General features: G+C 71.8%; 16 protein-coding genes and 1 pseudogene. 10 read left to right on the top strand and 7 right to left on the bottom strand.

The annotated features are described in order from the left end of the window. Positions 1-3: 3 nt before the first annotated feature. Positions 4-906 (bottom strand): LysR substrate-binding domain-containing protein, encoded by a 903-nt coding sequence (locus tag AC07RM_RS10010; protein ID WP_493207219.1) that lies wholly within the window; start codon positions 904-906, stop codon positions 4-6. 176 nt (positions 907-1,082) lie between these two features. Here AC07RM_RS10010 and AC07RM_RS10005 point away from each other — a divergent pair, with 176 nt between their 5' ends. The 3 genes from AC07RM_RS10005 (at position 1,083) to AC07RM_RS09995 (ending at position 4,035) form a co-directional block, all read left to right on the top strand. Further along, positions 1,083-2,282 (top strand): acyl-CoA dehydrogenase, encoded by a 1,200-nt coding sequence (locus tag AC07RM_RS10005; RefSeq protein ID WP_495334350.1) that lies wholly within the window; start codon positions 1,083-1,085, stop codon positions 2,280-2,282. A gap of 66 nt (positions 2,283-2,348) precedes the next feature. Next, positions 2,349-3,581: a CaiB/BaiF CoA transferase family protein gene (locus tag AC07RM_RS10000; protein WP_495334349.1), complete on the top strand. Its 1,233-nt coding sequence runs from the start codon at positions 2,349-2,351 to the stop codon at positions 3,579-3,581. 13 nt (positions 3,582-3,594) lie between these two features. After that, on the top strand, positions 3,595-4,035 hold the full coding sequence (locus AC07RM_RS09995) for a VOC family protein (protein WP_495334348.1): 441 nt from the start codon (positions 3,595-3,597) through the stop codon (positions 4,033-4,035). On the opposite strand, the gene AC07RM_RS09990 is transcribed toward AC07RM_RS09995, so the two are convergent. Next, positions 4,032-4,487: a CopD family protein gene (locus AC07RM_RS09990; protein ID WP_495334347.1), complete on the bottom strand. Its 456-nt coding sequence runs from the start codon at positions 4,485-4,487 to the stop codon at positions 4,032-4,034. The genes AC07RM_RS09995 and AC07RM_RS09990 overlap by 4 nt on opposite strands. A 56-nt stretch (positions 4,488-4,543) precedes the next feature. Next, on the bottom strand, positions 4,544-5,518 hold the full coding sequence (locus AC07RM_RS09985) for a LysR family transcriptional regulator (RefSeq protein ID WP_495334346.1): 975 nt from the start codon (positions 5,516-5,518) through the stop codon (positions 4,544-4,546). Between the two features lie 138 nt (positions 5,519-5,656). On the opposite strand from AC07RM_RS09985, the gene AC07RM_RS09980 reads away from it, so the two are divergent. The 3 genes from AC07RM_RS09980 to AC07RM_RS09970 are packed head-to-tail and all read left to right on the top strand — an operon-like array spanning position 5,657 to position 9,568. Continuing rightward, on the top strand, positions 5,657-6,994 hold the full coding sequence (locus tag AC07RM_RS09980; RefSeq protein WP_495334345.1) for a DUF3100 domain-containing protein: 1,338 nt from the start codon (positions 5,657-5,659) through the stop codon (positions 6,992-6,994). A gap of 20 nt (positions 6,995-7,014) precedes the next feature. Next, a complete protein-coding gene (locus AC07RM_RS09975) occupies positions 7,015-8,184 on the top strand; it encodes a M20 aminoacylase family protein (RefSeq protein WP_057592360.1) in 1,170 nt (389 codons plus the stop codon). 4 nt (positions 8,185-8,188) lie between these two features. Further along, complete coding sequence (locus AC07RM_RS09970) at positions 8,189-9,568, top strand: L-serine ammonia-lyase (RefSeq protein ID WP_495334539.1); 1,380 nt, start codon at positions 8,189-8,191, stop codon at positions 9,566-9,568. Positions 9,569-9,585: 17 nt separating this feature from the next. Here the strand turns inward: AC07RM_RS09970 and AC07RM_RS09965 are convergent, their stop codons facing one another. Both AC07RM_RS09965 and AC07RM_RS09960 read right to left on the bottom strand, forming a co-directional pair. Continuing rightward, complete coding sequence (locus AC07RM_RS09965; protein ID WP_495334344.1) at positions 9,586-10,185, bottom strand: VOC family protein; 600 nt, start codon at positions 10,183-10,185, stop codon at positions 9,586-9,588. Continuing rightward, complete coding sequence (locus AC07RM_RS09960; RefSeq protein ID WP_495334343.1) at positions 10,182-11,057, bottom strand: fumarylacetoacetate hydrolase family protein; 876 nt, start codon at positions 11,055-11,057, stop codon at positions 10,182-10,184. Before AC07RM_RS09960 ends, AC07RM_RS09965 begins: the two co-directional genes overlap by 4 nt. A gap of 105 nt (positions 11,058-11,162) precedes the next feature. Here AC07RM_RS09960 and AC07RM_RS09955 point away from each other — a divergent pair. The 4 genes and pseudogenes from AC07RM_RS09955 to AC07RM_RS09940 all read left to right on the top strand — a co-directional run. Next, a pseudogene (locus AC07RM_RS09955) lies at positions 11,163-12,029 on the top strand (LysR substrate-binding domain-containing protein); the annotation flags it as partial. A gap of 111 nt (positions 12,030-12,140) precedes the next feature. Continuing rightward, positions 12,141-12,980: an isocitrate lyase/PEP mutase family protein gene (locus tag AC07RM_RS09950; protein ID WP_495334538.1), complete on the top strand. Its 840-nt coding sequence runs from the start codon at positions 12,141-12,143 to the stop codon at positions 12,978-12,980. A 5-nt stretch (positions 12,981-12,985) separates the two neighbouring features. Further along, positions 12,986-13,579 carry a uracil-DNA glycosylase family protein gene (locus AC07RM_RS09945; protein WP_208511138.1) on the top strand — a complete coding sequence of 198 codons (594 nt, stop codon included), beginning with the start codon at positions 12,986-12,988 and terminating at the stop codon, positions 13,577-13,579. Between the two features lie 84 nt (positions 13,580-13,663). Next, positions 13,664-14,065, top strand: coding sequence for a RidA family protein (locus tag AC07RM_RS09940; protein WP_208511139.1), 402 nt, complete (start codon positions 13,664-13,666; stop codon positions 14,063-14,065). Between the two features lie 7 nt (positions 14,066-14,072). On the opposite strand, the gene AC07RM_RS09935 is transcribed toward AC07RM_RS09940, so the two are convergent. Next, positions 14,073-15,782 (bottom strand): hypothetical protein, encoded by a 1,710-nt coding sequence (locus tag AC07RM_RS09935; RefSeq protein WP_495334342.1) that lies wholly within the window; start codon positions 15,780-15,782, stop codon positions 14,073-14,075. A gap of 53 nt (positions 15,783-15,835) precedes the next feature. Further along, positions 15,836-16,057, bottom strand: a complete 222-nt coding sequence (locus AC07RM_RS09930) for a DUF1127 domain-containing protein (protein ID WP_057598545.1) — start codon at positions 16,055-16,057, stop codon at positions 15,836-15,838. Positions 16,058-16,097 lie beyond the last annotated feature (40 nt).

Below are 16,097 nucleotides of genomic sequence, written 5' to 3'. Positions count from 1 at the left end.
GCTTCAAGCCTCGCGGGCCTGCGCGAGCAGCCAGTCGCTGAAGAACTTCAGCAGCGGCCGCTGGTCGGCGCGCTCGGGCGTCACGAGGTAGTAGGCGCGCTCGCCCGCGAGCGGCCGCGGGCAGGCCACCACCAGCTCGCCGCGCGCGAGCTCGTCGGCCACCAGCATGGTCGGCATCAGCGCCACGCCCAGGCCCTGCGAGGCGGCCGCGGCCAGGATCGAGAACAGCTCGTAGCGCGGGCCGCCGCGCGCATTGGGCGCGTCGACCTGCTGCGCATCGAACCACTGGCGCCAGCCGTCGGGCCGCGTGCTCTGCTGCAGCAGCGGCATGTGCGCGATGGCCGTGGGCGAGACCGGCTTGCCGCGGGGCAGCAGCGCGGGGCTGCAGACCGGCACCACGTCCTCCTGCATCAGCGGCAGCGCATGCGTGCCGGCCCAGTTCTGCACCTGCGCCACAGTGCCCGCGTAGAGCGCGGCGTCGAACTCCGCGTCGGCGAACAGGAAGGGCCGGGTGCGCGTCTCGATGTGCACCACCACGTCGGGCTGCAGCGCCGCGAAGCCCTTGAGCCGCGGCATCAGCCAGCGCGTGGCGAAGGTGGGCACGGCCGCCAGCGACAGCGAGCCGCCCTCGCCCTGGTGCGCCATCGCGTCGAGCGTGTCGCGCTCCATCGCCTCGAGCCGCTTGGCGGTCTGCCGCGCATAGGCCGCGCCGCTCGCGGTCAGCGCCACGCCGTGGCGCGTGCGGCGGAACAGCGCCACGCCGAGGAAGGCCTCGAGCGTGCCGATCTGGCGCGACACCGCGCTCTGGGTGAGCGCGAGTTCCTGCGCGGCGCGCGTGTAGCTCTCGTGGCGCGCGGCCGCGTCGAAGCACACGAGGGTCTGCAGGGGCGGGATCTTGCGGCGCATGTATGCCGCGAGTGTATGACTGGCGCAGGGCTTTCATCAATGAAAGCACGGCTCCGGCAACGCCCAAGACATTCTGGATCCGCATATCTGGGTGAGGATTCATCGTTTGCGCCGCGCCCCCTGCCTCGCTAGGATCGCCCGATCCCCCTCTTTTCCCCTTTTCCGGAGACAGCCGCATGGCCGCCAAAGCTTCCTTCCACTGGGACGACCCCTTCCTGCTCGACCAGCAGCTCACCGACGACGAGCGCATGATCCGCGACGCGGCCAATGCCTACTGCCAGGAACGCCTGGCACCGCGCGTGCTCGAGGGCTTCCGCACCGGCGAGACCGATCCGGCGATCTTCCGCGAGATGGGTTCGCTGGGCCTGCTGGGCCCGACGATCCCCGAGCAGTACGGCGGCCCCGGCCTCAACTACGTGGCCTACGGCCTGATCGCGCGCGAGGTCGAGCGTGTCGATTCGGGCTACCGCTCGATGGCCAGCGTGCAGAGCTCGCTGGTGATGGTGCCGATCTTCGAATTCGGCACCGAAGGCCAGAAGCAGAAGTTCCTGCCCAAGCTCGCCACCGGCGAATGGATCGGCTGCTTCGGCCTGACCGAGCCCGACCACGGCTCCGACCCCGGCAGCATGGCCACGCGCGCCAAGAAGGTGCCGGGCGGCTACGCGCTCACCGGCAGCAAGATGTGGATCAGCAACTCGCCGATCGCCGACGTGTTCGTGGTCTGGGCCAAGGAAGTCAGCGAGAGCGGCGCCGTCGGCCCGATCCGCGGCTTCGTGCTCGAGAAGGGCATGAAGGGCCTGAGCGCCCCGGCGATCCACGGCAAGGTCGGCCTGCGCGCCAGCATCACCGGCGAGATCGTGATGGACAACGTGTTCTGCCCCGAGGAGAACGCCTTCCCCGAGGTGCAGGGCCTCAAGGGTCCGTTCACCTGCCTCAACAGCGCCCGCTACGGCATCTCGTGGGGCGCGCTCGGTGCCGCCGAGGACTGCTGGCACCGTGCGCGCCAGTACACGCTGGACCGCAAGCAGTTCGGCCGCCCGCTGGCCGCCAACCAGCTGATCCAGAAGAAGCTGGCCGACATGCAGACCGAGATCTCGCTGGGCCTGCTGGGCAGCCTGCGCCTGGGCCGCATGAAGGACGAAGGCACGGCCGCGGTCGAGATCACCTCGATCATGAAGCGCAACAACTGCGGCAAGGCCCTCGACATCGCCCGCCTGGCGCGCGACATGTTGGGCGGCAACGGCATCAGCGACGAGTTCGGCGTGGCGCGCCACCTCGTGAACCTCGAGGTCGTGAACACCTACGAAGGCACGCACGACATCCATGCGCTGATCCTGGGCCGTGCCATCACCGGCATCGCCGCGTTCGCCAACTGAAAACGGACAGCCGAACGCGGAAGGAAGATCCAAGCGACTTCCGCGTTCGGCCCCTGCATTCCCGACATGACCCAAGCAGCCCTCGACGGCATCAAGGTTCTCGATCTGTCCCGCGTGCTCGCGGGCCCGTGGTGCACGCAGATCCTCGCGGACCTGGGCGCCGATGTCGTCAAGATCGAGCGTCCCGGCGTCGGCGACGACACCCGCACCTGGGGTCCGCCCTTCGTGAAGGACGCGAACGGCAACGACAGCGACCAGGCCAGCTACTTCACCGCCTGCAACCGCAACAAGCGCTCGGTCACCATCGACATGGCCACGCCCGACGGCCAGGCGCTGCTCAGGCAGATGGCGGCGCAGGCCGACGTGGTGGTGGAGAACTTCAAGACCGGCGGCCTCAGGCAGTACGGCCTCGACCAGGAGACGCTGCGCCGCGCCAACCCGCGGCTCATCTACTGCAGCGTCACCGGCTTCGGCAACGACGGCCCCTATGCCGAGCGCGCGGGCTACGACCTGATGATCCAGGCCATGACCGGCATGATGAGCATCACCGGCCGCCCCGACGGCGAGCCCGGCGGCGGTCCGCTGCGCGTGGGCGTCGCGCTCACCGACATCTTCACCGGCGTCTACGCGAGCACCGCGATCCTCGCCGCGCTGCAGGTGAGGCACCGCACCGGCGAAGGCCAGCACATCGACATGGCGCTGCTCGACGTGGGCATGGCGATCCTCGCCAACCAGGCCAGCGCCTTCCTCAACACCGGCAAGGCGCCGGCGCGCCAGGGCAACACCCATCCGAGCCTCGCGCCCTACCAGGACTTCCCGACGCTGGACGGCGCGATGCTGCTGGCGATCGGCAACAACGGCCAGTTCGCGCGCTTCTGCGAGGCCGCGGGCCAGCCCGGCTGGGCCAGCGACGCGCGCTTCGCGACCAACACGCTGCGCGTGAAACACCGCGGCGTGCTGATCCCGATGATGGAGGAGCTCACGCGCACGCGCACCACGGCCGACTGGGTCGCGCTGCTCGAGGACAAGGCCGTGCCCTGCGGCCCGATCAACGACATCGCGCAGGCCTTCGACGATGCGCAGGTCAAGGCGCGCGGCCTCGCGGTCACGCTGCCGCGCGACGCGGGCGACGGCATCACGGCCATCACCGGCGTGGCGAGCCCGCTGCGCCTGTCGGCCACGCCGCCGGTGCTGCGCCGCGCGCCGCCCGCGCTGGGCCAGCACACGCGCGAGGTGCTCGCCGAGCTGGGCATCGACGCGGCGCGCTTCGAGGCATTGCGCGCTTCGGGCGTGGTCTGACACACTGGCGGGCATGACCCGCCCGCACGATCCTTCCGATGCCGCGCCGTTCGCGCTGCGGCGCATCGATCACCTGGTGCTGCGCGTGCGCGATGCCGAGCGCGCCATCGCCTTCTACGTCGGCGTGCTCGGCTGCACGGTCGACAAGCGGCGCGACGACCTCGGCCTGGTGCACCTGCGCGCGGGCGAGAGCCTGATCGACCTCGTCACGCATGACGGCAAGCTGGGCCGCGCGGGTGGCGCGCTGGCCGGCCGCGAGGGCCGCAACCTCGACCACCTGTGCCTGCGCATCGAGCCCTTCGACGAGGCCGCGATCCGCGAGCGCATGGCGCGCCATGGCGTCGAGGTCGACGGCGAGGTGCAGAACAACTACGGGGCCGAGGGCACGGGGCCCTCGATCTACCTGCGCGACCCCGACGGCAACGGCGTCGAGCTCAAGGGGCCAGCGGTCTAGCCGCGCCCGAGCACCGCCACGGCGAACACCGCCACGCCCAGCACCAGGTTCAGGCTCACGAGCTTGCGCACCAGGTCGAGCCGGCCCGCGGCCACCGGCCAGGCGCCGTCGTCGACCGCGCGCCGCATCGCGCGGAACACCGAGGCGCGGATGTAGACGTAGATCGCGGCCATCACGATCGCGAGGCCCATCATCGCCTCGACGCGCCAGTGCACGCCGCGGAAGCCGCCCGTGGCCAGGATCATCGCCACGCCCGTCAGGAACAGCAGCGTGACCGAGGCATCGACCCCGACGAAGAAGCGACGCAGGGTCGCGGCCATCATGCGCAGGCGCAGCGGCGGCTCGAGCGTGGCGACGGCGGCCGGGCGCACCGCGAAGTGCATGAGGGCCATGCCGCCGACCCAGAAGGCGGCGCACAGCAGGTGGACGAAGAGCGGGAGCAGGTAGGACATGGGGGGCGATCAGACCACCGATGCCCGCCGCGCGCAACGATCTCCCCGCGCCTTCCTCAAGCGGTGGCGGCGGCCGCGCGTGCGCGTGGCGCCGGCCTGCGCGCCTTGGGCGGCCCGGTGTCCGCGTAGCGCTTCATGTCGCGCACCACGCAGCGCAGCAGCTCGGCCGCGGCCGGCGACAGCAGGCGCCCGTGGCGCGACACGATGTGCGAGCGGCCCTGCGACAGCAGCGGGTTCTTCATCGGCAGCTCGATCAGTTCGGGATGGTCGGCATTCGGCGTCAGCGAGATCCGCGTGCCCAGCGTGTAGCCGAGCCCGGCCGAGACGAAATGGCCGAGCGCGCTGAACGAGGTGGTGGTCAGCAGCGAGGGCAGCCGCACGCCCTCGCTGATCTCGGCGGCCTCGATGTGCTGGCGCACGCCGAAGTTGCGGTGCAGGGTGGCGCCCGGGTAGGGCAGCAGGTCGGCGAGCTTGAGCGGCCGGCCCAGCTGCGCGAGCGGGTGCGAGCGCAGCACCAGCGCCTGGATCGGCTGCGGATGCGACTGGTGCGAGGTCAGCCGCTCGTCGCGCGGCGGCTGGAACAGCATGCCGATGTGGGCGCGCTCCTCGACCACGCGGCGCACGATCTCGTCGGTGCTGGCCACGTCGAGGTCGATGGTGATCCCCGGATGCGTGGTCATGAACTCGCGCAGGCTGTGGCGCATCAGCCAGTCCACGTAGCCCTCGCCCACCACGATGTCGATGTGGCCGCGCTCGATCTTGCGGATGCTGTCCATCTGCGCCATCAGGTGCTGCTTCTGGCTGTTCTGGCGGCGCACGTAGCCGGCCAGCATCTCGCCCGCGTCGGTGGGCACCACGCCGCGGCCATGGCGCTCGAGCAGCGGCACGCCGCACTCCTGCTCGAGGATGCCGATCGCGCGGCTGACGGCCGAGGGGTCCATGTCGAGCACGTCGGCCGCGCCGCGCACCGAGCCGCTGTCGAGCACCTGCATGAAGTAGCGCACGCGGCGCGTGTCGAGCCTGTCGTCCATCGCCCGGTCTCCTGAGTGTTGCATTCAATGCATCGAATATCCCGATTTGCGGTCATTGATGCAATAGGCCTACATGGAGAAACTCGCCGCCATCCGCCAGCAAAGGCTCACCCACGGCTCCAGACCGACGCCCCACCCATGACCTCCGCCGCCTCCGTTCCCGTCACGGCCGCGCCCTCCGGCGCTTCCGGAAAACTCAAGCTCGCGGCCGTCACGCTGGCCATCGTGGCCGCGGCCGAGCTGGTCGGCCCGGTGCAGTTCAGCGTCGGCCCGGGCAAGGTGGCGCTGCTGCCGATGCTGTGGGCGCTGCTGATCGCCGCGGTCTGGGGCATCGCGCACCGCCGCGTGCCGGGCGTGGCGCGCGTCGCCACCGCCGAGCAGTCCTTCGCGGGCGGCCTGCTCAATGCCGGCCTGCTGCTGTTCGTGGTGAAGCTGGGCCTCACGGTCGGCGCCGCGCTGCCGCAGGTCAAGCAGGCCGGCTGGGCGCTGCTGTTCCAGGAGTTCGGCCATGCGCTCGGCACCCTGGCGCTGGGCCTGCCGCTGGCGCTGCTGCTGGGCATCAAGCGCGAGGCCGTGGGCGCCACCTTCTCGGTGGGGCGCGAAGGCAACCTCGTGATCATCGGCGAGAAGTACGGCATGGCCTCGCCCGAGGGCCGCGGCGTGCTGGCCGAATACATCACCGGCACGGTGCTGGGCGCGCTGTTCATCGCGGTGCTGGCGGGCTTCATCGCCAGCCTGCACGTCTTCGATCCGCGCTCGCTGGCCATGGGCGCCGGCGTGGGCTCGGGCAGCCTGATGGCGGCCGCGCTGGGCGCCATCGCCGCGCAGCAGCCGGCCGAGATGTTGCCGCAGCTCACGGCCATCGCCGCCGCCTCGAACCTGCTGACCACCGTCGCGGGCTTCTACTTCACGCTGTTCCTCTCGCTGCCGCTGTGCTCGTGGCTCTACGGCAAGCTCGAGCCGGTGCTGGGCCGCTTCTCGAAGCGCGGCGCATCCGATGCGGGCACCGCCGCCGTGGCGCAGGTCAGCGTGGCGCACGGCGGCGCATTGCCGCTGCGCGACACGCTGATCGCCTGGGCCGTGGTGGGCGGCGGCGTGCTGATCGGCAACTCGCTGACCTACAAGGTGCCGCCGCTGGTCTCGCTCGAGGGCATGCTGGCCGTGGTGGCGATCGCGCTGGCGGTCGAGGGCCTCAAGCGCCTGGTGCCGCGGCTGCCGATGGTGCTGGTGCTGTCGGTGGTGGCCACGGTAGTGGGCATCCCGGGCCTGCTGCCGTTCTCCGACGCGCTGATCGCGCTCACCGCCAAGCTCAACTTCCTGGCCTTTACCACGCCGGTGCTGGCGCTGGCCGGCTTCTCGGTCGCGAAGGACCTGCCGGTGTTCCGCCAGCTCGGCTGGCGCATCGTGGTGGTGTCGCTGACCGCCACGGCCGGTACCTTCCTCGGCGCGACCCTGATCGCCGAATTTTTCCACTGACCCCACGAGAGAACCCCACCATGTACCGCGACCCCGAAATCGCCGAAGACACCCGCGCGCGCATGCAGGCCTGGCGCCGCGACATCCATGCCAATCCCGAGACCGCGTTCGAGGAGCACCGCACCGCCAACGTGGTCGCCAACGCGCTGATGCTGATGGGCCTGCCGGTGCACCGCGGCCTGGCCGGCACCGGCGTGGTCGGCACGCTTTCGAACGGCGACGGCCCGAGCATCGCGCTGCGCGCCGACCTCGACGCGCTCAACATGCAGGAGCTGGGCACGCAGGCCCATGCCTCGAAGTGCGTGGGCAAGATGCACGCCTGCGGCCACGATGGCCACACCGCGATGCTGCTGGGCGCGGCCGAGCACCTGTCGCGCCACAAGCCCTTCAAGGGCACGGTGCACTTCGTGTTCCAGCCGGCCGAGGAGAACGAGGGCGGCGGCCGCGTGATGGTCGAGGAAGGCCTGTTCGACCAGTTCCCGGCCGATGCCGTCTACGGCATGCACAACTTCCCGAGCCTGCCGCGCGGCCGCTTCGCGATCCGCAAGGGCACCATGACCGCCTACCTCGACACCTTCGAGATCGTGGTCACCGGCAAGGGCAGCCACGGCGCCATGCCCGAGACCGGCATCGACTCGGTGGTGGTCTCGGCGCAGCTCATCAACGCACTGCAGACCATCGTGAGCCGCCGCACCGGCGCCACCGACTCGGCCGTGGTCAGCGTCACGCAGATCCATGGCGGCGACACCTGGAACGTGATCCCCGAGACCGTGGTGCTGCGCGGCACCGTGCGCACGCTCGACGCCGCGATCCAGGACAAGACCCAGGCCGCGATGCAGCAGATCTGCGAGGGCGTGGCCGCCACCCACGGCGCGAAGGTGGCGCTCGACTACCGCCGCGGCTATCCGGGCGTGGTCAACACGCCGGCCGAGACCGATGCGGCGATCGCCGCGGCCGCCAGCCTGGTCGAGCGCGAACAGGTGCTGACCGACATCCCGCCGGCCATGGGCTCGGAGGACTTCGCCTTCATGCTGCAGAAGCGCCCGGGCGCCTACATCGGCATCGGCGCGGGCGAGGGCCCGAACGATCCGAACGTGCACAACCCCTACTACGACTTCAACGACAACATCCTGCCGCTCGGCGCGGCCTACTGGGTGGCACTGGTCAAGCAGCAGCTTCCGGCCGCATGATGCGCTGATGCTGTCCGCCTTCGACATCTTCAAGATCGGCATCGGGCCCTCGAGCTCGCACACCGTGGGCCCGATGCGCGCGGCGCTGTTGTTCGCGCGCTCGCTCGAGCAGCGGGGCCTGCTCGAGCGCGTCGCGCGATTGCGCGTCGACCTGTTCGGCTCGCTCGGCGCCACCGGCCATGGCCACGCGACCGACCAGGGCGTGATCCTCGGCCTGTTCGGCGACGCGCCCGACACGGTGCGGCCCGAGACCGTGCAGCCGCGGCTCGAGGCGCTGCGCCGCGGCGGCACGCTGATGCTGCTGGGCACCACGCCGATCGCCTTCGACCGCGTGCGCGACATCGTGTTTCGCGGCGAGGAGTCGCTGCCCGAGCATCCCAACGCGATGCGCTTCACCGCCTTCGCCACCGACGATGCGGTGCTCGCCGAGGGCCGTTATTTCTCGGTCGGCGGCGGCTTCGTCGTCGAGGGCGGCCAGGCCGTGGCGCAGACCGCGGCGGTGGCGGTGCCGCATCCGTTCGCTACCGGCGACGAACTCATGGCGCAATGCGAGGCCCACGGCCTCTCGGTGGCCGCGCTGGTGCTGCGCAACGAATGCGCCTGGCGGCCCGAGGCCGAGGTGCGCGCGGGCCTGCTGCGCATCTGGGGCGTGATGCAGCAGTGCGTGCAGCGCGGCTTCGGCATCGACAACCCGCTGGCCGCCCAAGCGCTGCCCGGCCCGCTGCGCATGCGCCGGCGCGCGGGCGAGCTGCACCGCGAGCTGCTGGCGCAGGCCGGCGCGGCCGATCCGCTCGCGGCCATGGACTGGGTCAATGCCTTCGCGATGGCCGTGAACGAGGAGAACGCGGCCGGCGGTCGCGTGGTGACCGCGCCCACCAACGGCGCGGCCGGCGTGGTGCCGGCCGTGATGCACTACTACCAGCGCTTCGTGCCGCGCGCGAGCGACGCGGGCATCGTCGACTTCCTGCTCACGGCCGCGGCGATCGGCATGCTCTACAAGACCAACGCCTCGATCTCGGGCGCCGAGGTCGGCTGCCAGGGCGAGGTCGGCGTGGCCTGCTCGATGGCGGCCGGCGCGCTGGCCGCGGTGCTCGGCGGCACGCCGGCGCAGGTCGAGAACGCGGCCGAGATCGGCATGGAGCACAACCTCGGCCTGACCTGCGACCCGGTCGGCGGCATGGTGCAGATCCCCTGCGTGGAACGCAATGCGATGGGCGCGGTGAAGGCCATCAACGCGGCGCGCATGGCGCTGCGCGGCGACGGCAGTCACTACGTTTCGCTCGATGCCGTGATCCGCACCATGAAGCAGACCGGCGAGGACATGAAGTCGACCTACAAGGAGACCTCGCTCGGCGGGCTCGCGGTCAACGTGGTGGAGTGCTGAGCCCGCCTCACACCTTGTCAGGGCACGAACATGTCCCACGGCCCCTTGCCTACTGGCAGGCCGGGCCGCGCGGTCAGCGAGGCCAGCGGCTCGCCGGCCTCGAAGCGCGCGGCCAGGTCCGCGGGGTCGAACACCACGCCCATGAAGTTCTCGGCATAGGCGCCGCCCGCGAAGAAGGCGTCGACCTCGGCGGCGGTCTCGAACACGTCGTGCTGCAGCTCGAGCCGGTGGCCGTCGGGGTCGCGGTAGTACATCGAGATCGTCGGCCCGTGGTTGATGCACCAGTAGGGCACGATGCCGAGCGCGGCCAGCCGCCGGTGGTTGGCGAGCAGCGCGGCCAGCGAGCCGTAGGTGAAGGCGATGTGCTCGAGCCCGGTGTTCGCATCGGCCTCGCGGCCCAGGTCGGGGCGCGCGATCAGGCCGATGCGGTGGTGCTCGTCGTCGTAGCTCAGGAAGCACAGCATCTCGTTCTCGAAGGCCACGCGCGCCTGCAGCACCGCGAGGTACCAGGCGCGCGAATGCGCGAGCTCGGCCACGCGCAGCACCACGTGGGCGAGCTTGACGGGCCGCAAGTCGGAAGAGGCGAGGTCGGGCAGGGCGCGCTTGGGTTCGTTCATCGGGCGGTCTCCAGGGGTTCTTCCACCACGCGGTTCTCGATGTGGCCGATGCCCTCGATCTCCACGCGCACCACGTCGCCCGCCACCAGGTAGCGTGGCGGGTCCATCAGGCCGCCGACGCCGGCGGGGCTGCCGGTGCTCAGCACGTCGCCGGGCTCGAGCGTGAAGGCGGTGCTCAGTTCGACCAGCATGGCCTCGATGCGATGGATCATCTGGGCCGTGTTGCCGTCCTGGCGCAGCTCGCCGTTGACCCAGGTGCGCAGCCGCAGCGCATGCGGATCGGGAATCTCGTCGCGCGTCACCAGCCAGGGGCCGAAGGGGCCGTGGGTGTCGAAGGACTTGCCCAAGGTGTGCGTGGGCGCGCGCAGCTGCCAGTCGCGCACGCTCATGTCGTTGACCACCACGTAGCCCGCGACCATGGCCATCGCCTCTTCGGCGCGCACATGGCGGCAGCGCCGGCCGATGACCACGCCGAGCTCGCCCTCGTAGTCGAACTGTGCCGACACGCGCGGCCGGTGCACGTCGTCGAAGGGGCCGGCCACGCACGACACCTGCTTGTTGAACCACACCTGTCCCGGCGGCCGTGTCAGGCCCAGCTTCGCGGCCTCCTCGAGGTGCGAGGCGTAGTTGCCGCCGAGGCCGAGGAACTTGCGTGGCGCGGGCACCGGCGCCGCGAGCCGTACATCGGCCAGCGGAAGCCGCGGTGCCGTCCCGATGGCCGCGCGCAGCCAGGCCAGGCCCTCGTCGCCGCGCGCCAGCAGCTCGCGCACGCCGGCCGGCGCGCCGGGCAGGGCGCTGGCGTCGAGCACGTCGTCGTTTCGGACCACGCCGAAGCGAAGGGCACCGCGGTGATGGAAGCTGGCGATTTTCATGGGCGTGGACGTTGACCGATACGAGGCGATCGATGATGCTGATGGAACGAAGCGGCAACAATCCGCCGAAAAAGAACGGATCGTTCTGCCAGCGGAACAGGAGACATGGACGATTTCAACGACCTCGCGCTGTTCGCGCACGTGGTGCAGCAGCAGGGCTTCAGCGCCGCGAGCCGGCACCTGGGCATTCCCAAGTCGCGCCTGAGCCGCCGCGTCGCGCAGCTCGAGGAACGGCTGGGCGTGCGGCTGCTGCAGCGCAGTTCGCGCCGGCTGCTGCTGACCCATGTCGGCGAGCAGTTCTACGAGCGCTGCCAGGCCACGGTGGCCGCGGGCGAGGAAGCCTTCGACGTGGTGCGCCAGGCCGTCGCGCGGCCGCAGGGGCCGCTGCGCGTGAGCGCGCCCTTCACGCTCGCGCAGTTCTGGCTCACGCCGCTGATCCCCGATTTCATGCGCGCCTTTCCCGAGGTGCGGCTCTCGCTGGAAGTGAGCCACCGGCGCGTCGATCCGCTGCAGGAGAACGTCGACGTGGTGCTGCGCGTGCGGCGCCCGCCGTTCGAGGACTCGAGCCTGGTCGCGCGGCCGCTGGGCCGCACGGTCGACGTGCTGCTCGCGAGCCCGGCGCTGCTCGAGCGCCTGGGCACGCCCGCGAGCCTCGACGACTTGGCCGCGTGGCCGATGCTCTCGCTGCCCGACACCGGCGAGCGCCACCTGTGGCGGCTGGAGCGGGGAAAGCAGGTGCACGAGCTGGGCTTCGTGCCGCGCCTGGTCACCGACGACATGTTCGCGCTCCGGCACGTGGCGCTGCAGGGCCTGGGCGTGGCGCTGCTGCCCGAGATCCTGTGCCGCGACGAGTTGCGCGAGGGTCGCCTGGTGCGCCTGTTTCCCGACTGGGCCTGCACCGCGAGCGAGATCCAGGCGGCCTTCGCCACGCGCCGCGGCATGCTGCCGGCGGTGCGCGCCTTCATCGACCACCTGCTGGCCCATCCGCCCGGCGCGCCGCAGCCGGGCGCTGGCTTATCCTGGACGGCTTCGCGCCTTTCGCCGCCCTTGCATCGAATTTCATCGAAAGAAGGAACAGACCCCATGACCCCCACGAACCCCACCGTCGCCGAGAAACGCGCGGCCTTCCGCGCGCTGCATGCCCAGGGCTGCTTCGTCATCCCCAACCCCTGGGACACCGGCAGCGCGCGCTACCTCGAGGGCCTGGGCTACAAGGCGCTCGCCACCACCAGCTCGGGCTTCGCCTGGTCGCATGGCCAGGCCGACGGCGCCATCGCGCGCGACGCGGTGCTCGCGCATCTGCGCGAACTGGTGGCGGCCACCTCGCTGCCGGTCAATGCCGATTTCGAGAACGGTTTCGGCGCCGATCCGCAGGCCGTGGCCCAGAGCGTGCGGCTCGCGGTCGAGACCGGCGTGGCCGGCCTGTCGATCGAGGACTCGACCGGCAACGCCGACGCACCGCTGTTCCCCATCGAGGTCGCCGTCGAGCGCATGCGCGCCGCGCGCGGCGCCATCGATGCGGCGGGCGGCGACACGCTGCTGATCGGCCGCGCCGAGAACTTCTTCGCCGGCCGGCCCGACCTCGACGACGCGATCGCGCGCCTCAAGGCCTATGCCGAAGCCGGCGCCGACTGCCTCTACGCGCCCGGCATCAAGACGCGCGAGCAGATCGCGGCCGTGGTCGCGGCGGTCGCGCCCAAGCCGGTGAACCTGCTGGTCGGCGCGACCAGCGAACTCACGATGAAGGACATCGAGGCGCTCGGCGTGCGCCGCGTCAGCGTGGGCGGCGCGATGGCGCGCGCGGCCTGGGGCGGCTTCATCCGCGCCGCGCGCACGCTGGCCGACGAGGGCCGTTTCGACGGCTTCGCCGACGCCGCGCCCGGGGCCGAGCTCAACGCCTTCTTCAAGCCCTTCGGCCGCTGAAGCGCGTGGAGCCGCTGCTCGCCGAGATCCGCGCCTGCCGCGTCTGCGAGGCACATCTGCCGCTGGGCCCGCGCCCGGTGGTGCAGGCCGGCGCGCAGGCGCGGCTGCTGATCGTCGGCCAGGCGCCGAGCATGACGGTGCACCGCACGGGCGTGCCCTGGGACGACCGCAGCGGCGACCAGCTGCGGCGCTGGCTCGGCGTGGAGCGCGAGCTGTTCTACGACGCCTCGCGCATCGCGCTCGTGCCCATGGGCTTCTGCTACCCGGGCCGCGGCACCAGCGGCGACCTGCCGCCGCGCAAGGAGTGCGCGCCGCTGTGGCACGAGCGGCTGCTGGCGCAGATGCCGCGCGTCGAGCTCACGCTGCTGATCGGCCAGTACGCGCAGCGCCGCCACCTCGGCAGCCGGGCGCGCGACGGCGTGACCGAGACCGTGCGCGCCTTCGCGGAATTCGCGCCGCGCGTCATCCCGCTGCCGCATCCCTCGCCGCGCAACACCGGCTGGCAGCAGCGCCATCCGTGGTTCGAGAGCGAGGTGCTGCCGGTGCTGCGCGAGCGCGTGCGGCTGGCACTGGGCATGGGTGCGGGCACGGGCGGCTGAACGCTTCGTCGCGGGACGAAGCGTGCGGGGGACGAAGGCCGCACCATCGCGGCCATCGTCATCCACCGCAACAGAAGGATTCCCATGCCCGCGCGCGAAGTCATCCGTGTCGAACCCCTCTCCACCTGGCTCGATCGCTGGAAGGCACCGGCCTCCATCGTCACGCGCCATGGCGACACCGTCTATGTCTCGGGCCTGCCGCCCTTCGATCCCGAGACCGGGCAGGTGGCGGTCGGCGCCTCGGTCGAGCGGCAGGCCGAGCTGGTGCTCGAACAGCTGAAGCTGTGCCTGGAGACGGCCGGCTCGTCGCTCGCGAATGCGCTCAAGTGCAACGTGTACTGCACCTCGGCGGAGAAGTTCGCCGCGGTCAACGCGGTCTATGCGCGCTACTTTCCCGAGTCGCCGCCCGCGCGCATCTTCGTCTGCGTGCCGGCCTGGTTCGGGCCCTTCGACATCGAGATCGACTGCATCGCGGCGCGCGGCTGAGGCCGCTTCAGCGCGCGGCCTTCCTCGGCCGCGCCGCCGGCCTTCGCGGCGGCTTCGCCTCGAGCACCAGCTCGGCCGGCAGGCCGTCGTTCCACGACCCGGCGAAGTAGGCGCGGTCGCTGGGCACCAGCTGCGGCAGTGCCTCGCGCAGCGTGACCAGCGAGCGCTCGGCCGCCTTCAGGTCGCCCGCATGGGCCGCGTACCACGCATGCTCGAACAGCAGGCTGCAATGCTGCAGGCCCGGGTAGCGGCGCCGGCCGGCCTGGTGGTCGGCCAGCCGCGCCTGCGCCACCTCGACCCAGCGCGCGGGCCAGTGCGTGGCGTCGAAGGCATCGGCGAGCGGACCGGCCAGCGCCGAGATCGCGGCCGGGTCGAGCGGCGCCTGGGCGCGGAACTGCGCGAGCGTGGGCCGGGGCTCGGCGCCGCAGTGGCCGCGCGCGATGCGCATCAGGTAGATCGCGTTCCAGGCCGAGCGGCCCTGGCCGTCGGCCTGGCCGCAGAGCCATTCGCTGAAGGCGATCCACTGCGCTGCATGGCGCGTGGTGTCGGACGCTGCCGGGGCATCGCCGCGCCGCTTCGGGCCGCCCGCCGGCGCCGAGGGGAGCGCGGGCAGCGCGAGGCCCACGCGGTCGAACAGCCACACCGCCATGCCGAGGTTGGCCGCCACGTGCTGGGCGGCATCGAAGGAGTGCGACTCGAAGGCCGCGGTCAGCGCGTCGCCGAAGCGGCGCAGCGATTCCTCGGCGAGCAGGCGGGCGGCCGGCGCATCCTCGGCCGCGAGCGCCAGCGCGCGCGAGCGGCAACCGAGCGCCCACAGGTTGCACCATTCGAAGCGCACGTCGGGATGGTGGCGCAGCACCACGCTGCGCGCCGGGTCGTCGGCCATGCCGCCGAGCAGCGACTGCGCCAGCGGCAGGTCGCGCGCGGTGTAGGCGCACCAGGCCGAGACGATGCATTCCATCGCGCCGAGGTAGTCGTTGCCCGCCACGTGGTGCGCGAGGCGCTGCTTCTTGAGCACCTCGAGCTGGCGGCGCGCCTGTTCGTTGTCGCCGAGGCGGCGCCACAGCATGGCTTCGTTGAGCGTGACCAGCGCGCGCTGGAAGCCGCTGGCCGCGAGCGTGCCGGCGAGCCGTATCGATTCGAGCGCGCTCGGCTGGCCGGCGCCATCGCCGGCACCGGCAGCCACCGGCGTCATCAGCCGGCCCTGGCGCGCGGCCCGCTGCGCGGACACGAGCTGTTTCCAGAAGGCGGCGTCCTGCAGGTGCACCGCCTCGGGCGGCGCCGAGGCGCCGGCCGCCGCGCCCGTGCGCGCGCGCAGGCCGAGGAACGAGGCGATCTCGGCCGCGCTGGCGGCGCGCCCCTCGACCTCGCAGCGCACGCGCCGCGCCTCGGCCGGCGGCAGCCAGAAAGGGCCCTGGCTGCGCCGCTCGGCGTTGAGGAAGCGCGGCTCGCGCGTGCTGTCCTCGCCCCAGCCGACCTCGATGCCCCAGGCCTTGAAGTCGCGGAAGGCACGGCTCACGACCATGCGCAGGGTGCTCGCGTCCGACACTTCGCCGCGCAGGTCGGCCAGCCGCACCATCGGGGTCTGGCTATCGTGCGCATGGCGCATGCGCACCAGCAGCCACAGCGACTGGAAGGCCGCGCGCCGGCCGTCGACCGACTGCGGGGAAGTGAGCTCGACGACGAGCGGGGATGAAGCGGAAGCGGGACTTGGCACGCCCCGCATTGGACCTCAAATCGAGGCCGCGGCAAGGGCCGGGCGCGCTTCCTTCAGCTTGCGCGGTGGCCGTGCTCGCAGTGCGAGGGCGCGGGCTGCATCAGCCCCGGCAGCTCGCTGCGGCCGACGCCGAGGTCGCGCAGGTCGTGCTCGCTCATGCCGGCGAGCTGGCACGCATCGGCGCGGGCCCGGCGGCGATTCGCCGCGTGCCGGCGCCAGCCGCGCAGGGCATGCAGAAGGCGTTGGCGAAAGCTCGGGGACGATGCGGTCTTCACGATGGGCTCCTGGGGTTGCGGTGTCGGTGCGCTCATCTTC

It is taken from the genome of Variovorax sp. GW821-FHT09B05, from assembly GCF_059418265.1.
The sequence above is the reverse complement of the archived record's forward strand: the minus strand, read 5'-3'. Positions and strand labels throughout refer to the sequence as shown.